This window comes from Bradyrhizobium sp. UFLA06-24 (assembly GCF_054967145.1).
The window spans coordinates 33,237-48,052 of the sequence record NZ_JADFUE010000030.1; the positions used below are offsets into that span (position 1 = coordinate 33,237).

Annotated in this window: 16 protein-coding genes and 1 pseudogene; 6 read left to right on the plus strand and 11 right to left on the minus strand. The window is 59.9% G+C overall.

Going from position 1 to position 14,816, the window contains the following annotated elements; translation table 11 throughout:
- Positions 1-68: 68 nt before the first annotated feature.
- From IF809_RS23060 to IF809_RS23080, 5 genes are all read right to left on the minus strand, one after another.
- Positions 69-1,031: an alpha/beta hydrolase gene (locus IF809_RS23060; RefSeq protein ID WP_462838636.1), complete on the minus strand. Its 963-nt coding sequence runs from the start codon at positions 1,029-1,031 to the stop codon at positions 69-71.
- A gap of 280 nt (positions 1,032-1,311) precedes the next feature.
- The gene (locus tag IF809_RS23065) at positions 1,312-2,079 is read right to left on the minus strand and encodes an SDR family NAD(P)-dependent oxidoreductase (RefSeq protein WP_462838678.1); all 768 of its coding nucleotides are present in this window, start codon (positions 2,077-2,079) and stop codon (positions 1,312-1,314) included.
- A 57-nt stretch (positions 2,080-2,136) separates the two neighbouring features.
- A complete protein-coding gene (gene hisD, locus IF809_RS23070) occupies positions 2,137-3,444 on the minus strand; it encodes a histidinol dehydrogenase (protein ID WP_462838637.1) in 1,308 nt (435 codons plus the stop codon).
- A gap of 17 nt (positions 3,445-3,461) precedes the next feature.
- Positions 3,462-4,412 (minus strand): cyclase family protein, encoded by a 951-nt coding sequence (locus IF809_RS23075; RefSeq protein ID WP_462838638.1) that lies wholly within the window; start codon positions 4,410-4,412, stop codon positions 3,462-3,464.
- 19 nt (positions 4,413-4,431) lie between these two features.
- Positions 4,432-6,162 (minus strand): CocE/NonD family hydrolase, encoded by a 1,731-nt coding sequence (locus IF809_RS23080; protein WP_462838639.1) that lies wholly within the window; start codon positions 6,160-6,162, stop codon positions 4,432-4,434.
- A gap of 425 nt (positions 6,163-6,587) precedes the next feature.
- On the opposite strand from IF809_RS23080, the gene IF809_RS23085 reads away from it, so the two are divergent.
- From IF809_RS23085 to IF809_RS23100, 4 genes are all read left to right on the plus strand, one after another.
- Entirely contained in the window at positions 6,588-7,535 is a 948-nt protein-coding gene (locus IF809_RS23085) for a LysR family transcriptional regulator (protein WP_462838640.1), read from the plus strand.
- A 254-nt stretch (positions 7,536-7,789) separates the two neighbouring features.
- A complete protein-coding gene (locus IF809_RS23090) occupies positions 7,790-8,506 on the plus strand; it encodes a LuxR family transcriptional regulator (protein WP_462838641.1) in 717 nt (238 codons plus the stop codon).
- A 98-nt stretch (positions 8,507-8,604) separates the two neighbouring features.
- On the plus strand, positions 8,605-9,237 hold the full coding sequence (locus IF809_RS23095) for an acyl-homoserine-lactone synthase (RefSeq protein WP_462838642.1): 633 nt from the start codon (positions 8,605-8,607) through the stop codon (positions 9,235-9,237).
- A 74-nt stretch (positions 9,238-9,311) separates the two neighbouring features.
- Entirely contained in the window at positions 9,312-10,250 is a 939-nt protein-coding gene (locus tag IF809_RS23100; RefSeq protein WP_462838643.1) for a LysR family transcriptional regulator, read from the plus strand.
- Here the strand turns inward: IF809_RS23100 and IF809_RS23105 are convergent.
- Together IF809_RS23105 and IF809_RS23110 are read right to left on the minus strand one after the other, a co-directional pair.
- On the minus strand, positions 10,223-10,333 hold the full coding sequence (locus IF809_RS23105; protein ID WP_462838679.1) for a DUF2274 domain-containing protein: 111 nt from the start codon (positions 10,331-10,333) through the stop codon (positions 10,223-10,225). The two genes, IF809_RS23100 and IF809_RS23105, sit on opposite strands and share 28 nt — an antisense overlap.
- On the minus strand, positions 10,315-10,908 hold the full coding sequence (locus tag IF809_RS23110) for a DoxX family membrane protein (RefSeq protein ID WP_462838644.1): 594 nt from the start codon (positions 10,906-10,908) through the stop codon (positions 10,315-10,317). Before IF809_RS23110 ends, IF809_RS23105 begins: the two co-directional genes overlap by 19 nt.
- Before the next feature lie 229 nt (positions 10,909-11,137).
- On the opposite strand from IF809_RS23110, the pseudogene IF809_RS23115 reads away from it, so the two are divergent.
- A pseudogene (locus IF809_RS23115) lies at positions 11,138-11,488 on the plus strand (LysR family substrate-binding domain-containing protein); the annotation flags it as partial.
- Between the two features lie 4 nt (positions 11,489-11,492).
- Complete coding sequence (locus tag IF809_RS23120; RefSeq protein ID WP_462838681.1) at positions 11,493-11,651, plus strand: hypothetical protein; 159 nt, start codon at positions 11,493-11,495, stop codon at positions 11,649-11,651.
- On the opposite strand, the gene IF809_RS23125 is transcribed toward IF809_RS23120, so the two are convergent.
- From IF809_RS23125 to trbF, 4 genes are read right to left on the minus strand one after another with little or no spacing between them, the layout of a single operon-like run.
- Entirely contained in the window at positions 11,618-11,863 is a 246-nt protein-coding gene (locus tag IF809_RS23125) for a DUF2274 domain-containing protein (RefSeq protein WP_462838645.1), read from the minus strand. The genes IF809_RS23120 and IF809_RS23125 overlap by 34 nt on opposite strands.
- Before the next feature lie 3 nt (positions 11,864-11,866).
- Positions 11,867-13,072, minus strand: a complete 1,206-nt coding sequence (locus IF809_RS23130) for a TraB/TrbI/VirB10 family type IV secretion system protein (protein ID WP_462838646.1) — start codon at positions 13,070-13,072, stop codon at positions 11,867-11,869.
- Positions 13,069-14,103, minus strand: a complete 1,035-nt coding sequence (gene trbG / locus IF809_RS23135; RefSeq protein ID WP_462838647.1) for a P-type conjugative transfer protein TrbG — start codon at positions 14,101-14,103, stop codon at positions 13,069-13,071. The genes IF809_RS23130 and trbG overlap by 4 nt, the downstream gene beginning before the upstream one ends.
- Positions 14,100-14,783: a conjugal transfer protein TrbF gene (trbF, locus tag IF809_RS23140; protein WP_462838648.1), complete on the minus strand. Its 684-nt coding sequence runs from the start codon at positions 14,781-14,783 to the stop codon at positions 14,100-14,102. Before trbF ends, trbG begins: the two co-directional genes overlap by 4 nt.
- Between the last annotated feature and the right edge of the window lie 33 nt (positions 14,784-14,816).

Below are 14,816 nucleotides of genomic sequence, written 5' to 3' on the forward strand. Positions count from 1 at the left end.
TCGTCATCTCTCTTCCCCCTTTTTTGATCGTTCTGAATGGACAGCCCTGGTCAGCCGTCTTGTCCCGTTCAGTGCACGTTGCGCTGGATCCATTCATCCAGCAGCGCGGCAATCTGCAGATTGTTCTTCTCGAGCATCATCATGTGTCCATTGCCATGGAGACCTGCGTCCTCAAGACGGATAAAGTCAGTCTTCACTCCAGCCTGGCGCAACCACCTAACGGTGCAGTGATCGAAGACGGCGTGGTAGGATGCCTCCGCCGCAAGGACCAGTGTCGGTATTCCCTTCAGATTTGGCAGGTGACGCGCGGGCTCCTGCTGCAACCAGCAGGGAGCGAGATCCGGCGCGTCCGCAGCCTCCTGTCTGAGAATCGCAAGATCTTCCGGCTGTGCTGCCGGCGGCTCATAGGTGATCGGAATGCTGGTGAGGCCCCAACGGCGCGCCTTCCCGCTCCCGAAGATGACGTTCTCGATCGGAGGCCCTGCCGGTTCGATGGCGATGTTGCCCTTGACGAGCTCCGGTCGCCTGTCCGCGATCAGCCAGCCAAACGATCCTGCCTGCGAATGGGTGAGAAGAATTGCCGGCCCGATCCGGTCGAGCAGCGCCACGCCAGCCGCCTGATTGATGCGCTCCGTGTGCTCCGGGGACACAACCGTCTCGACCTGCGTGGCATAGAACGCGTCAAACACAGGATCACCCTTTGCGCCACTCCCCGGCCATTGAGAGTGTTTCCTCGCCTGAGGCCAGGCCCCCGATGTCGCAACACATGTGAAGAGACGCTCGACCTCTTCGGCTGTAAACATCCGGGTCGGGCCATCGCTCGGGTGCCAAGCAGAGCGCCCGCGCATGGCCTGCTCGACCAGGTACACAACGTAACCCCGTTCCACAAAGTACTCCGCCCACCCCTGCCGGCCATCGGGCGTCCCCATCCAGTTGGTCGCCGTCTGCGCGCTGCCGTGGAACAGCACGATTGGATATTTTCTCCTGCGGTTCTTTGGTGAAAGCACTTCCACATAGATCTGGCCGTGCATGACGCTCCTGCCGCCGACGCCACTGTAGTGCCCACCGATATAGAAGAAACCGCGCTCACCAGTTGCGGCCTGCCCGAAAGCCGGCAGAGGGCGTGCATCTGCCCCTGTCACCACGTGTCCGATCACGTCCGCAACGTCAGGAGACCGCTCCGCGCCATTGCCCCGTCCACACTTCCGTTCTGCGCCCATTTCAGCTCCAGATAACCGTCCGATAAACCGGCCCGTCAGTTTCGTCTTTCTCCATTAGTGGACGCCGCGGTCACAGCCGTTCTGAACGGTTTCATTCCGCGGTCCACCCGCCGTCGACCATGACGGAGGAGCCGGTCATCAATGCTGATGCATCGCACGCGAGGAAAACGACCGCCCCCATCACATCCTCAATCTTTCCAATGCGCCCGAGCTTGATCCGCGAAAGCACTTCCTCCCTGAAGTCACTGTCCTCAAGGAACGGCCTTGTCATGGGGGTGTCTATGAAGGTCGGACAGAGCGAGTTAACGCGTATGCCGAAAGCCGCAAGCTCGAGCGCCATGACCCGACTGAATCCTTCCATCGCCCACTTGCTGGCGCAGTACAGCGAACGACGCTGGCTACCGACATGCCCCATCTGGGATGAAACATTGATGATCGATCCCTGGAGCCCTTTCCCGAGCAGCCCCTTCGCGACCTCCTGGGCGACAAAGAACGAGGCCCTAACATTCAGGTTCATGATCGCGTCGAAGTCCTCGGGCGATACATCAACCATCGGCATTGGCCGGTTACTGCCGGCGTTATTGACGAGGATCTGGAAGGGCTCGCGCTCCTCCAGCGCGCTTCTCATCTGACCGATATCCGTCACATCGAGCGCTAGAGTATCGATAGACCACCCCTGTTGCCTGAGCGCAGAGGCAGCGGCGTTGAGCTCGCTCCGGTTTCTTGCGCAAAGAGTGACGTGGGCACCCGCTTCAGCGAGGGCCGTTGCTGCGCCAAGTCCAATTCCCCGGCTCGCTCCCGTCACGAGCGCACGACGGCCATCCAGCCGAAACGACGGTGTTACGGGAAGGTCACCCATCATCTTCTCGCCTGCTGCAGCCCGATCGCCCCGTGCTCTCGACATGATCTGCAACGGCTATTCAGCCGCGCTCGCAAACGGAACGTTCCGCCCCCCATAGCGGCGAACACGAATGTTTGCCTGCTCGGCATGTCCGGCAAAACCTTCAAGCATGCAGAGGCGGGAGCAGTACTCTCCGATGAGCGACGAGGCTCGATCCGTCGTCACGCGTTGATACGTCACGGTCTTGAGGAACTTGCCAACCCAGAGCCCCCCGGTATACCTCGCAGCCTTCATGGTCGGCAGCGTGTGGTTCGTGCCGATCACCTTGTCCCCGTAGGCAACATTGGTTCGCGGACCGAGAAACAGCGCTCCATAATTAGTCATGTTTTTCAGGAAATAGTCCGGGTCCTTCGTCATGACCTGAACATGCTCGGATGCAATGCGGTCTGCCTCGGCGACCATCTCGTCGACGTCATCGCAAACGATGATTTCTCCATAATGTTCCCATGCTTTCGCAGCTGTGGCCGCGGTGGGAAGCACCCGAAGCAGCCGCTCGATCTCGGACATTGTTTCAAGGGCAAGCGCCCGCGAGGTCGTCAGCAGGATTGCCGGGGAATTCGTCCCGTGCTCGGCCTGACCGAGAAGATCCGTCGCGCAGATTTCGCCATCGACGGTATCATCGGCGATTACCAAGGTTTCTGTCGGGCCGGCGAACAGATCAATCCCAACGCGCCCGAACAGCTGACGCTTGGCTTCAGCGACGAACGCATTTCCCGGGCCTACGAGCATGTCGACAGGTCCGATCGAGTCCGTACCAATCGCCATCGCGCCGATCGCCTGGACTCCGCCGAGGCAATAGATCTCGTGGGCCCCCGCCATATGCTGTGCGGCCACGATCGCCGCCGCGGGTTTGCCTTGATAAGGCGGCGCGCAGGTCACGATCCGTTTCACGCCAGCGACCCTGGCGGTAACAACCGACATGTGGGCAGACGCGAGAAGCGGATACTTGCCGCCAGGGACATAGCACCCGACCGAGTTCACCGGAATGTTCCTCTGTCCGAGAACGACGCCGGGGAGCGTTTCTACTTCGAGGTCACGCATTGATTCCCGCTGATGCCGAGCAAAGTTGCGAACCTGCTCCTGCGCAAAGCAGATGTCCTCAACGTCACGCCTGGATAATTTTCCAAGGCATTCCTCGATCTCGGCGTCGGTCAGCCTGTAGTCCTCGCGGTCCCAGTTATCGAACCTGATTGACAGTTCGCGAACCGCGTCATCTCCGCGCCGCTCGATCCCGGAGAGTATCTCCTCGACCACCGCGCGTACCCTGGCCTGGTCTTCCGACCGCTGGACTGCGTCCCGGCCGCGCTTCAAATACTCGATCATCTTCGCACCACCTGTGATTACTTGATCGCCTGAGGATTGATCGGGGAACCGGCACCCCCTGGCAGGTGAAGTGGCGGCGCGCAGAAGAAGAATTCATAGACGCCGTCCATCGCGCAATCTTCGGCGAGATCCTTCACATAGAAGATTTCGCCCATCGAAATGCCGAGGACCGGAATGACTACCCAGTGCCACGGCTGGTTGGCATCACTGGTCTCGTTCGGACGAACCTCGCATCCCCAGGTATCGGAGCAGATGGCTGCGACGTCCTTCTCGCGAAGCCAGTAGCAGGTTTCAAAGGCAAGCCCGGGAGCGTCGCCGCCCGCGTAACCACTCCAGTCCTTTTGCGCGAGGCAACGCTCCTGTTGACCCGTACGCACAATCACGAAGTCGCCGTTTCGAATTTCGACCTTCTGGGCGGCGGCGCAGGCATTGAGGTCGTCATTGGTGATGGCATATCCGTCGGAAAGCCAGCTCAGCCCCTTGTGCCTCGCGACATCGAGCAGGACTCCGCGCCCAACCATCCTGTTGCGGACATGTTCGATACCCAGTCGCCTGGCTCCGCGAACATCCACAAGTCCCGCATCGTAACCGTTGTACATCCTGTCGTTCAGGAAGACGTGGCACAGGGCATCCCACTGAGTGGATGCCTGGCAGGGCATGCTGATCGCGTCGTCCGCATAACGAAGATAAGGTGCTGGCTCATCCTGGTTGCCCGACTTGGCGTCGGTCCCGGTCGCCAGCATGGTGTGGATTGGATTCCACCGGCCTCCGAACAACCCGGACTGTATCGGCTCCTTGAGGGATAACCCGAGCGCAAACACCCTGCCCTTGCGGACGAGCCGCGCAGCGTCGACGACGTGCGCCGGAGTTACATTGTTCAATGTCCCGATCTGATCGTCGGCACCCCAGCGTCCCCAGTTCGAGAGACGTTTCGCGGCTTCATCGATGGCGGATCTGTCAACTTTCACTGTTGTTCTCTCCAGACTGCTATTGCGGGGACCGGCCGGAAATCACGGGCAGCAGAAGGAACGGCCGTGCTCCAGGCTTCGATACGATTGTCGTGATGCCGCTGTATTCCGGTCTGTTCCGGTCACCGGGATGCTCGTGCCAGTACGGACCGCTCCCGAACTGGTCGCGACCATAGGCCCGGCTCCGCTCCATGAGGCCATGGTCGTAGTCCCGTCCCTGAATCGTCAGGCCAAGCCGGTACCCGGGCGGGACAACAATCGAAGTTGGCCAGATCTCGATGTCGACGGGATAGACCTCGCCAGGCTTAAGCGGCTGGATCTCGTCGTGCGTATGCCAGGGCCGCCAGGGCTGACTTTTGTCGGGGTCCGTCTTCCGGTGAGACAGACGAAGCCAGCCTTGCGTCAACGGAGCCCGGGGCTCGAAAGCGGATGCAAAGAGTACTTCTTTTCCCTCAGGATCGAGCAGGTTCAGTGTTGCGAAAATATCTGCGTCTTTTGTTGAAGAAGACAAATAGAGCCTGAGAGACACTGGTCCGGTGATCTCTGTCTCTTCCGCAAATGGCCGGGACGTGAACCGGATCCCCTTCGAGCGAGCCTCGAATGAGACCTCCTTGATTCCCGACTCCTCCGGTCCGCCGAGCTTCGTGGTTGATAGCGAAAGCCGCACTTCGGTCCATCTGGTGCGGGCCAGGGGCCATTCACTCTCATGACGAACGACAAAGCGATCAATGTGCCGAACCTTCAATTGAACCGGCGGCTGTTTGTCCCACCCGTTATCGGCCCCTTTCAGGAAGTGATCGAAGAACCGCAGCTGGAGGTCCTGCCCGTACCTGGTGTAAAATTCGGTCCAGTGCTCGAGACCGTGGACTTCCAGCCACTTTTGTTGCGAGCCTGCCTGCAGGTATGCTTCGAAATTGCCGCGCGAGTGAAGCGCCATACCACCCCAGTTTGCGGCAGAAAGTACGGGGACGCGCACATCTGAAAGCCTGGCTGATCGTTCGCGGTAGAACTCATCGTCGAGTGGATGCTGGTTGACCACCTTTCCAATATCGATGGCCGAAGCGCTGCGCTGCTCCTCGCCAATGATTTCATCACCAGACACCCGGCGGCCATTATTGGGATTTACGGGCGAGTGAGGATTGCCGTATTGAACGGTATCGACCTGATACGGCTTCCATGAAGGCAGAAATTCCGAGACGATCCCTCCCGAATGCGTGTATTCGCGATAAAAGTCGGAAGCTCCCTCCCAGGGACAGATGGCGGCAAGGTGTGGAGGATTGAGGGCAGCGACCTGCCACTGGTTGCTCGCCAGGTATGAAATGCCGAGCATGCCAACCTTGCCCGTGCACCACGGCTGCCTTGCGGCCCATTCAATCGCCTCATAGAGATCGCGCGTCTCCCGGGACGAAAAGAAGCTGATCTTCCCGGGTGAGCAACCAGTGCCTCTCGTGTCGATGCGAACCAGAACGTAGCCGTGTTTGACCCACACTTCCGGATCAGCGAATTCCCACACCTGGTACTTGTTGGTCGATCCGGCAAGCGCATCGGCATGGTTGGTGGACAGCTCCTTCCACTGGTGAGAGTAGCCCACTGAAAAAGGAAGACCTTTGCCATACGGACCCGCGGCGAGAAGCACGGGATATTTTCCCTCATCGACCGGCAGGAAGATGTCGGCCACGACGACACTGCCATCCTCCATCGTGATTGCGACATCCCAGTCTATTTTCATTCCGTCGCTGACGACGGACATGACTTCTCGCATGTTTCCCACCCATTGAACTGCGGCACATTCAAACCGCACGACGGAACGCGCTTCGCGCCTCGTCAGCTCTCAATTGACGTCCTGATCCGCAAGAGTGATTGCACACCCGGCTCTTTTCCCTGCGGCCAGGTGACTTCGCGTGAGGTTCGCTCCGCCGGATCTGCGGGAGACCGTAGTAAGGACAGAGCGCAGTTCGCCAATGCTAATTCGGCATCAGGGTGATACCCGGGTGTGCAGCGCCCCTCATTCGCGGCGGACCCACGAGCAGTATTAGAGCCTCGCCATGGCGCTTCCCGACTATCTCACCGAGGAGGTTATCGCTAAGCTCGGTGTCCCGCGTGCGAACGAGGAGCGGAAGTCCCGTTCTGTTCCCGTTGCCCGACTCCATCCACGAGACTTCGCGAGCGACCGAGATGAATAGCCGGCAGCTTCGTTTCTTTCTCAAAGTGGCGCAGCTTGGAAGCGTAAGACGCGCGGCAGATGCCCTCTACATTGCCCAGCCCGCGCTCTCCCGCCAGATCCAGCAGCTCGAGGATGAACTCGGCACACGGCTCTTTCATCGCTCTGACAAGGGCGTCTCACTGACCGATGCCGGACGACTTCTGCGCGACAGGGCCATGCCGCTCGTGCGCCAGCTGGAACGGGTGCAGCAGGAAGTCCGGGACGAACACAATGAACCAGGTGGAGAACTTACGCTGGCGATTCCTCCGTCGATGGCGGACTTGCTCATCATTCCGGCAATGGCCCGGTTCAGGTCCCTGTATCCGGGGGTAACGCTTCGGGCCGTCGAATACATCAGCGGCTTCATCAATGCGTGGACCATGGTGCTGCAGGGAGACGCCGATGTTGGAATCGTGACCGATTACGAACCACGCACCGGGCTGGCGCGGGTCCCATTCATTCAGGAGCCGCTCTGTCTTGTCGGGCCTCGCGAGGCCGGGCTCGACCTGTCAAGGCCAGTCGACCTGAAGGAAGTGTCCGAGCTCCCTCTAGTATTGCCGAGCCGTCCCAACACATTCCGGCTGATCATCGAAACCGCAATCACCAGGAAGCGCCTTCCCCTGCACTTAACAGCCGAGATCAACACTCCCAAGCTCATCGTTGCGGCCGTAGAGGCTGGCCTCGGCTACGCCGTTACGGCGTATTGTGCGTGCCACACCAGATTAATGCAGAAGGAGATATCGGCAGCACCGATTCAGGGACAGCGGGTCAACTGGTCAATCATCCATTCGCGGGAGAGCCCGCTGTCACGCGCAGGCCAGCTCGTGGAGGATCACTTCATTTCCATCGCGAGGGAAAGTGTAAAATCCAGGCTGTGGCACGGCGCACGAATTCTGACCTCATCGACCAAGGGCCGATAGAGCCCCGAGCCGTAGGGCTCCCGCTGCCGCGGTTGGTTGCCTTGCCTTTCTCGCAACCTGTTGCCAGTCCGCTCAGCTGCCTGCAAAAGCAGCCGCAATGATGAATTCCGTACACGCTTCTGCTGACATAAAGTCAACTCAGAATAGAACAGCCGTTCTGTAGCATCGTCGCGCTTTTCAGGCGGGACCCTTTAGCGGGACCGGCGACCCACAGCAGACTGCCCCTAGCAAGGTCCTGGCTCCCAGCGCCTTCCATGCATCTTATCTTTCAACAGTTCGTCGATCTGCTGGAAGAAGCCAGGGATCCCGCCGGTTTCTATCGTACGCTGGTCGCTACAGCCACGGCGCTGGACCTGTCCAGCTTCGCCTACATAGCCATGCCAGACGAGCTTGATGCGACACCACGACTGATATCGACTTATCCCGAAAAGTGGACTTCACGCTATCTTCGCAGTCAATATCAGCGCCTCGACCCCGTCGTACTGGAAGCTCATGGAACGGCGGAGCCGTTCAGATGGGGAGCCGGTTCACCGGTCAGGTCTCTCTCGTTGCAGCAGCAACAGATACTCGACGAGGCATCCCACTTCGGAATCCGGTTCGGCTTCACGATACCTGTTCACGACGACCGAGGTCCTCTCGCAGCACTGACCTTCGCTTGCGACCAGCGAAATGCTGCGTTCGACAAATGCGTCAGCTCCCAGATCCGGGTCCTGCAGCTCATGGCGATCCACTTCCATGCGCATGCCCGGCGCAAGCTTGCCAGCAAACGAAAGACTGACATGCTGCTTCTGTCCCCGCGAGAGCGCCAATGCCTAGAGTGGGCCGCAGAAGGCAAGAGTGCGTGGGAGATCGGTTGCATTCTTGGCATCTCCCGTCACACAGTCGCATCTTACCTCGACAGCGCCAAAGGGAAACTCGGCGTCCGCACCATCGTGCAGGCCGCCGCCCGGCTGGCGGCTGAAAAACCTTGAAAGCACAATTAAGGCGTGCGCTCCCCCGCAGGTAGGGGGAGTGCAGCCCGTCAAGCATCGGGTGTTCATCGGGCATCGCAATTCCAGCAGGAGCCTCGATGATTCATCTGATCACAAAGCGGTCCTACGGAGCTTTTCCGGAAACCCTCGTCGCAATGCACCGGCTGCGTTATCGGATTTTCAAGCAGCGACTCGAGTGGGACGTCCACACCAGCGGGGATATGGAAATCGACCTCTTCGATGCCCTCCATCCCGCCTACCTCCTCCAGCTCGCAACTGATGGCCAGGTGAAGGGTTGCGTTCGATTGTTACCCTCCACTGGCCCGACGATGCTTCGGGAAACTTTCCCGGATCTGCTGGCGGGCCTGACCGCTCCGGTAAATCCGGCGATCTGGGAAAGCAGCAGGTTCGCTCTGGACGTAGGGTTGGATTGTCCCAAAGGAGAGCACGCTATTGCGCGGGCAACCTACGAACTGTTCGCCGGGATGGTCGAGTTCGGCATTTCTCGAGGACTTTCCGACATCGTCACGGTGACGGATGTCAGAATGGAACGACTGCTTCGCCTTGCCGGATGGCCTTTGCGGCGTCTCGGAGAACCCTGCAGGCTGGGGCACACTTTGGCCGTCGCAGGATATCTTGAGATCTCCGCCGGGATACTTACCGCTCTTCAGCAGTCGGGGGGATTCACTGGTCCTGTTCTTTGGGAGCCGGTTATTCACGCTGCCGCCTGAAGCGAAACGCGAGATAACCCCCGACGTCATCGCAGGTGCCACAAGGACGGGCCCCCATGCACGAGAATTGATCGATGGACCAGCAAGGTTGGGTGCGGGTGAACGTCCCGGATTTGCAGCAGCTCCGGTTTGCCGTCGTCGCTGCAGACTGTGGAAGTATGCGACAAGCGGCGGAGCTATTGTCCATCCGGCACTCGACACTAAGCCGGTCTATTCGCCAGTTCGAGCATCGGATCGGGATTACTGTATTTGAGCGCTCCAGCAGTGGACTGAAGCCAACCCTCTCGGGAGACCGCGCCTTGAGAATGGCGAGATTGATTCTCGAACAGGTAGATATGCTTGTTGCAACAGCCCGCTCGGCCGGTCAGGACGCAGCCGGCCGCCTCTCAATCGGCTTTTGCACGGACACATCTGCCGGCAATCTCAGAGCCACATTGTCTGAATTCAGAAGGCAACATCCCCGGATTGAACTGGCGACCGTCGAGCGGCGACAGGCGCAGCTCACAGCATCATTGCAGGGTGGCACACTCGACATTCTCATTGTTCCGGAAGAGGTCCCGCTGCCTGACCATTGTGTTCATCCGCTATGGAGTGAGCGCATCCTGCTTGCGCTCTCGGAAAAGCACACACTGGCTGCGCGTCCGGCGGTTCACTGGACCGACCTGCGGAATGAGCGGCTGCTGCTAAGCCGGCAAGACCCTGCCCGCAAGTTTGAAGAACTTATGATATCAAGACTGGTCTGCCCCGAGGATCGGCCGCTGATCGATCGCCACGATGTCAGTCGTGGTACGATCAAGAGTCTCATCAGCATGAAGCTGGGGATCGGACTGGTGCTAGAGTCCGACACTGGCGCCGCTTTTTCCGGTGTCGTGTATCGCGAATTGCGCGATGGTGCTGGACCCGCGCGCATCGACTTCTCGGCCCAATGGCGAAAAGACAATGACAATCCCGCCCTGAACAGCCTTGTAACCCTCCTGAGGGAACGCTACCCCTCAACCATGACTTGCGACTGAGCGGTTCGTCGCTGCCTTGCAAACGCGCGATCAGGGGCGGCGATACGCGCCAGCATCGGTGCGATCAGCTTCGCTCGGTCAATTCACTGCCCGGTTTCGCGTGAAGGCCTCTGCGCCGAACCACCTGCCGTCCGATCTGGCCTGGATGTCCGAGGCATCGTGGCGCATTGGCTGGATGATGGCGCTTCCGGTGCTCTTGGTTTCGGAGCCGGCACCGAGCTCCTTTTCCCCCGGCCAAGCCGCCCAAGTGATTGTCAACCTGACCTTCGGAGAGGGAGCCAATCTTGATCTTCCACCCGATCAGTTCCCTGACTTTGCTGGCCCTCGAATTCGACTTCAGCCATCCGTCGACGCTCCAGGACCGATGAAGACAAACAGAGTGAATAGGAAGCAGAACAGAATCGCCGCGCAACCGCCGTTGATCGCCGGAAACACGCTCCGCGGCGCATGAGCCACGAAGTAAGCGACTCTCACTCGCCCGAAAGCACAACGCGGTATACCGTCTGCCGAGGCCTATCAAAAGTAGCAAGCCTCCGCCAATCTCAAGAATCGCCGAAGCGTAGGCGGAAAGCCAAACAGCTTCTGCCTCGAGTGCTTCATGAAGGACACACTCGCCACAATTCGTACCGAAGCCAATATCTTTCCGAGCCTGATGCATTCGTCCAGAACCAGGTACCCGGATATCCGCGTGTTCCTGCAGAACATGGCATCGGCCAAGCGGAGCACGGCGCTCAGGGGGGCGAGCTCGATGTCGGAACCATCCGCACGCCACCGCGCCTCAAACCGCCTGCCGATATCGCGACCTCGCTGCTGCTCGCTGATCCGCTGGTCGTCGCCATCAACGCAAGCCACGAGCTGTTGTCCAAACGCGAGATCAGTTTCGGCGCGCTGCGCGGCGAGTGTTCATCTTCTGCCCGCGCGCCTACGGCGTCGGCATCTACGACTATTTCCTCAGGCTTTGTGCGAAACGGTCCTTCGTCCCGAACATTGTGCAGGACGCAAAGGAGGCCTCGACGATCATCGGCCTGGTCGCGACTGGACTGGGCGTCGCTGTCGTTCCCTCAAGCCTGCGCTATATCGGTATTCCGAGTGTCATCTATATGCCGCTTACGGACAGCGACGCCACCATAGACCTTCACATGATCTGCCGCGCTGGCGAGGCCAAGCTCGGTATCGCCAATCTTAATCAGATGGCACGAGCAAAGGCGCGCTCGTGGAATAAGTCTGGCCGGAAGTAGCGCAATGTCGCGCAGTTCCATTGCAGAATACCTGGAGAGCGCGAAGAGAAAGCCGCGTGTTCGCCGGGGCGCGCGCGACGACAGTAAAAATCCGGCTCTGAAGCCTTTCCTCAACCTGATGGCCGAGCGCTATCCCTCACCATCGCCTATTCTCGGTGAATGACCGGCTCGCCTTGCTTTTGCAAATCCGCGGTCCGTGGCCATGAAGCGGGCCAGCATGGGAGGAACCAGCTTAGCTGGATCAATCTGCTGCCCGCTTTCACGAGCAATGGCCTCTGCATACGCCACAAGATCCCGATACACTGATGCCGGAAGTTCTGCAGTGAGCTTGATTGGCTTGTCGTCGGGCAGCACTCGTATTCGAAGCTTTGGCATTCGCTATCTCCCGTATGGCGCAAGTATGAGATCGCGGTTGACGACGACGCGAACAGGGAAACCGGGTCGCACCGTCAGAGTGGGCTGGATGTTGAGGCTGCGGCGAACAACCTGCTGGCCGGTCTGGTTCAGTGAATCCGAGGCACCGCGTCGCAATGCCTGGATAATTGCGCTGTTGTTGCTGTTGGTGTCTGAACCAGCCCCCAGTTCGGTCCCAACCGCTAGAAATGTCGATAGTGCCGCGGCCTTGAACAATTCACCCCAATGATTGTCGACCTGGTCTTCGAGGCCTGCATACCCGGCAGCGTCAGCGCCAGGCTGCCGCTCGAGAACGATTGAACATCCGTTTGGCATGATCAGCCGGGTCCAGACGAGCAGGACACGGGACTGGCCGAAAATGACCTGGCTATCATAGATCCCGATCAGTCGCGCTCCCTGGGGCACAAGCAGAAACCGGCCAGTCGGCGTGTCAAAAATGTTCTCGGTCACCTGCGCCGTAATTTGGCCTGGCAGGTCCGATCTGATTCCGGTAATCAGGGCTCCCGGAATAACCGTCCCAGCCTGCACGACATATGGTGAAGCTGGCTTGGTGACGCGGTCAGGGCTGACTGTGCGACGGTCCACAGAGGCGTTCACGAAAGCAAGCTTGCGGTCCTGACCGTTCTGCGCATATCCGTCGTCATTGGCACCGGTCGGGCTTTGTGATGCGATGCGATCGCCCCCTGCAGCCGCGGGCTCACGCGCTTCTCTCCCAGTGGTCGAAGCAAACAGATGGCTGATGCGGGCTGCTTCGGTCTCTTGATCCCGGCGTTGCTGTTCCGGATCAGCGCCGATCGTCGGCGACTGGCCTTGGGCGGCAAGGATCGGCCGACCGAGGTCCCCGGGAAGTGGCGGACCCAGTTGGGGGATTGGCTGGCGTGGAACGCCAGCATAGTCCTTCGGCAGCGCCGTAATACCGTCAGCGACATTGTGATGGTCGGTATTGTAAAGCTCGTCGGCCGCCTGGTCTCGAGGGCGAGTCTTCTGCAGCGACCACAGCACGGCTCCGCTGATGACAAGCAGAGCGACCGCGCTCCCTCCTGCCAGTACTTTCCGCGACAAGCGTGTCACGCGCGGGTGCTCCGCTCTCAAGCGGAAGCTCCTGGATTGATCCTCGTGTGTGTCAGGCGGAGCAGCTTGCTCCAGATCGTTTCCATTTCGGGTGTTCATGACGATGGCCTCCCATCGGTCCGGACAATACGGACCTTCTGCTGGTGCTCGCCGCCAAGCCGCAGTTCGGCGGCTGCAAAGAGCCGATCCACGATCAGCACGTTGCCGTAGGCGCGGTAGTTGACCAATTCTGTCTTGCCATCCGGGCCAATGACGAAGAGCGGAGGCATCTCGCCCTGCACGATGCCTTGCGGGAATTCGACATATACCTTGCGGCCATCGTCATATGCGGCGAGCGGCCGCCAGGGAGGACTGTCCCCTTCGATGGCATAGCGGGAGATGCGCTGCGCCGGGTCCGGAAGAACGGGTTTCAGGGCAGCTGAGCGCGACCGTTCGCTTACCGTCTCAGGATAGTACCAGGCGACGGATGGCATGTAAGGCCGCTCGCGGGAGCGGAGCTCGATCAAGTAGGTGCGCCGGTCGGTGTTGACGACAAGATTGGTTTCGATCGATGCGCGGGTCGGCTTGACCAAGATATGGACGCGCCGTGTGTCGCCGCTCCCGCTCTCGGTATCGCCCACGACCCAGCGGACAGTATCTCCGGCCGCGATCGGCCCCGATCCCGTCAACTGCTCTCCTTCCTCGAGCGCGATATCCGTGATCTGCCCGGGTGCGGCGTAAATCTGGTAAAGCGCCCCGGGGCTGTAGGCGTAGATCTGGGCTGCGTTGAAATACCCTCGCTTGCGCGGTTCGACCCGGGCTGCGCTGTTTGCGGTCTCGACGCGGCTCACGGGTTCAGCGTCTTCCTTCCCTCCCGACTTGCCGCCGAAAGCCGGCTTCCAGAGGGGTGGAACGTGAAGCGGTCGCGATCTGTCGCCGAGAGCCACCGGCGTCGCCGGCAACGGAGGCACTTCAGCGTCATAGCTGATCTCCGGCGGAATGTAGGTCGCGCACCCGCCGAGCGCCGACGACGCAAGCAGGAGAGCAAACAAGAGTGTTCGCTTCGCGGTCAACAATTCGGACGGAGTCGGAGCGATCCTGCTGTACGGGACGGGATGCTTCGAATGAACGTCGGACGGCGTGTTGGTCACTTACTCAACTCCTTCGACCAGTTGATAGCGCGAACGAAGACTCCAAGAGGATTCTTGCGCAGGCGTTCGGCGTCGCGGGGCGTCTCGATGACGATGGTGAGAATGGCCGTCCAGCGCTCGGTCGAGCTCAACGAGCCGTTGTCGTAGGTGCGCTGGGTCCACGCGACCCGAAAGCTTTCCGAAGAGGCGCGAATGACGCTCGAGACATCGATAGAGATCTGGAGCTTGCCCAGCTTGGCGAAGGGGTCGTTGTTACGCGCGTAGTCGTTCAGCGCAGCCGCGCCACGATCCGTCGTAAAATCATAGGCCCGGAGCCAATTTTGCCGCAGAACGATGCCGTCGGCCGGCAGGCCTCTGACATCCTCGATAAAGCGCGCCAGATGGTAGGCGATCTGCGCATCAGTTGGTTGATAGTCGAAGTTGGCCGGCGCAATCCTTTGGGCCTGGCCGAGATGGTCGACTTCGACCACCCAGGGCGTGATCGAGCCTTGGCTCGATTGCCAAACCAAGCTACCTGCGAGACCGGCTGATAACATCAGGCAGCCGAACGCCATCAAGCGCCAGTTCTTGGCCTGCACGCGGGCCGATCCAATGCGTTCGTCCCAAACCTGCGCAGCCTTTTGGTAAGGCGTGGTCGGCTCGGGCATACGCCCGTAGTGTACGGAGGGTCGTTTGAACATCGATGGTGCCCCTGAGATTAAAGTGATCGGTTA

Excerpts from the sequence above, each read along its gene's own strand:
- IF809_RS23060 (WP_462838636.1), bottom strand. The coding sequence starts at position 1,031 with ATGCACGGCCAGATCTATGTGGAAGTGCTTTCACCAAAGAACCGCAGG.
- IF809_RS23065 (WP_462838678.1), bottom strand. The coding sequence starts at position 2,079 with ATGGGTGACCTTCCCGTAACACCGTCGTTTCGGCTGGATGGCCGTCGT.
- hisD (WP_462838637.1), bottom strand. The coding sequence starts at position 3,444 with ATGATCGAGTATTTGAAGCGCGGCCGGGACGCAGTCCAGCGGTCGGAA.
- IF809_RS23080 (WP_462838639.1), bottom strand. The coding sequence starts at position 6,162 with ATGTCCGTCGTCAGCGACGGAATGAAAATAGACTGGGATGTCGCAATC.
- IF809_RS23085 (WP_462838640.1), top strand. The coding sequence starts at position 6,588 with ATGAATAGCCGGCAGCTTCGTTTCTTTCTCAAAGTGGCGCAGCTTGGA.
- IF809_RS23090 (WP_462838641.1), top strand. The coding sequence starts at position 7,790 with ATGCATCTTATCTTTCAACAGTTCGTCGATCTGCTGGAAGAAGCCAGG.
- IF809_RS23095 (WP_462838642.1), top strand. The coding sequence starts at position 8,605 with ATGATTCATCTGATCACAAAGCGGTCCTACGGAGCTTTTCCGGAAACC.
- IF809_RS23100 (WP_462838643.1), top strand. The coding sequence starts at position 9,312 with ATGGACCAGCAAGGTTGGGTGCGGGTGAACGTCCCGGATTTGCAGCAG.
- IF809_RS23110 (WP_462838644.1), bottom strand. The coding sequence starts at position 10,908 with ATGCATCAGGCTCGGAAAGATATTGGCTTCGGTACGAATTGTGGCGAG.
- IF809_RS23120 (WP_462838681.1), top strand. The coding sequence starts at position 11,493 with ATGTCGCGCAGTTCCATTGCAGAATACCTGGAGAGCGCGAAGAGAAAG.
- IF809_RS23125 (WP_462838645.1), bottom strand. The coding sequence starts at position 11,863 with ATGCCAAAGCTTCGAATACGAGTGCTGCCCGACGACAAGCCAATCAAG.
- IF809_RS23130 (WP_462838646.1), bottom strand. The coding sequence starts at position 13,072 with ATGAACACCCGAAATGGAAACGATCTGGAGCAAGCTGCTCCGCCTGAC.
- trbF (WP_462838648.1), bottom strand. The coding sequence starts at position 14,783 with ATGTTCAAACGACCCTCCGTACACTACGGGCGTATGCCCGAGCCGACC.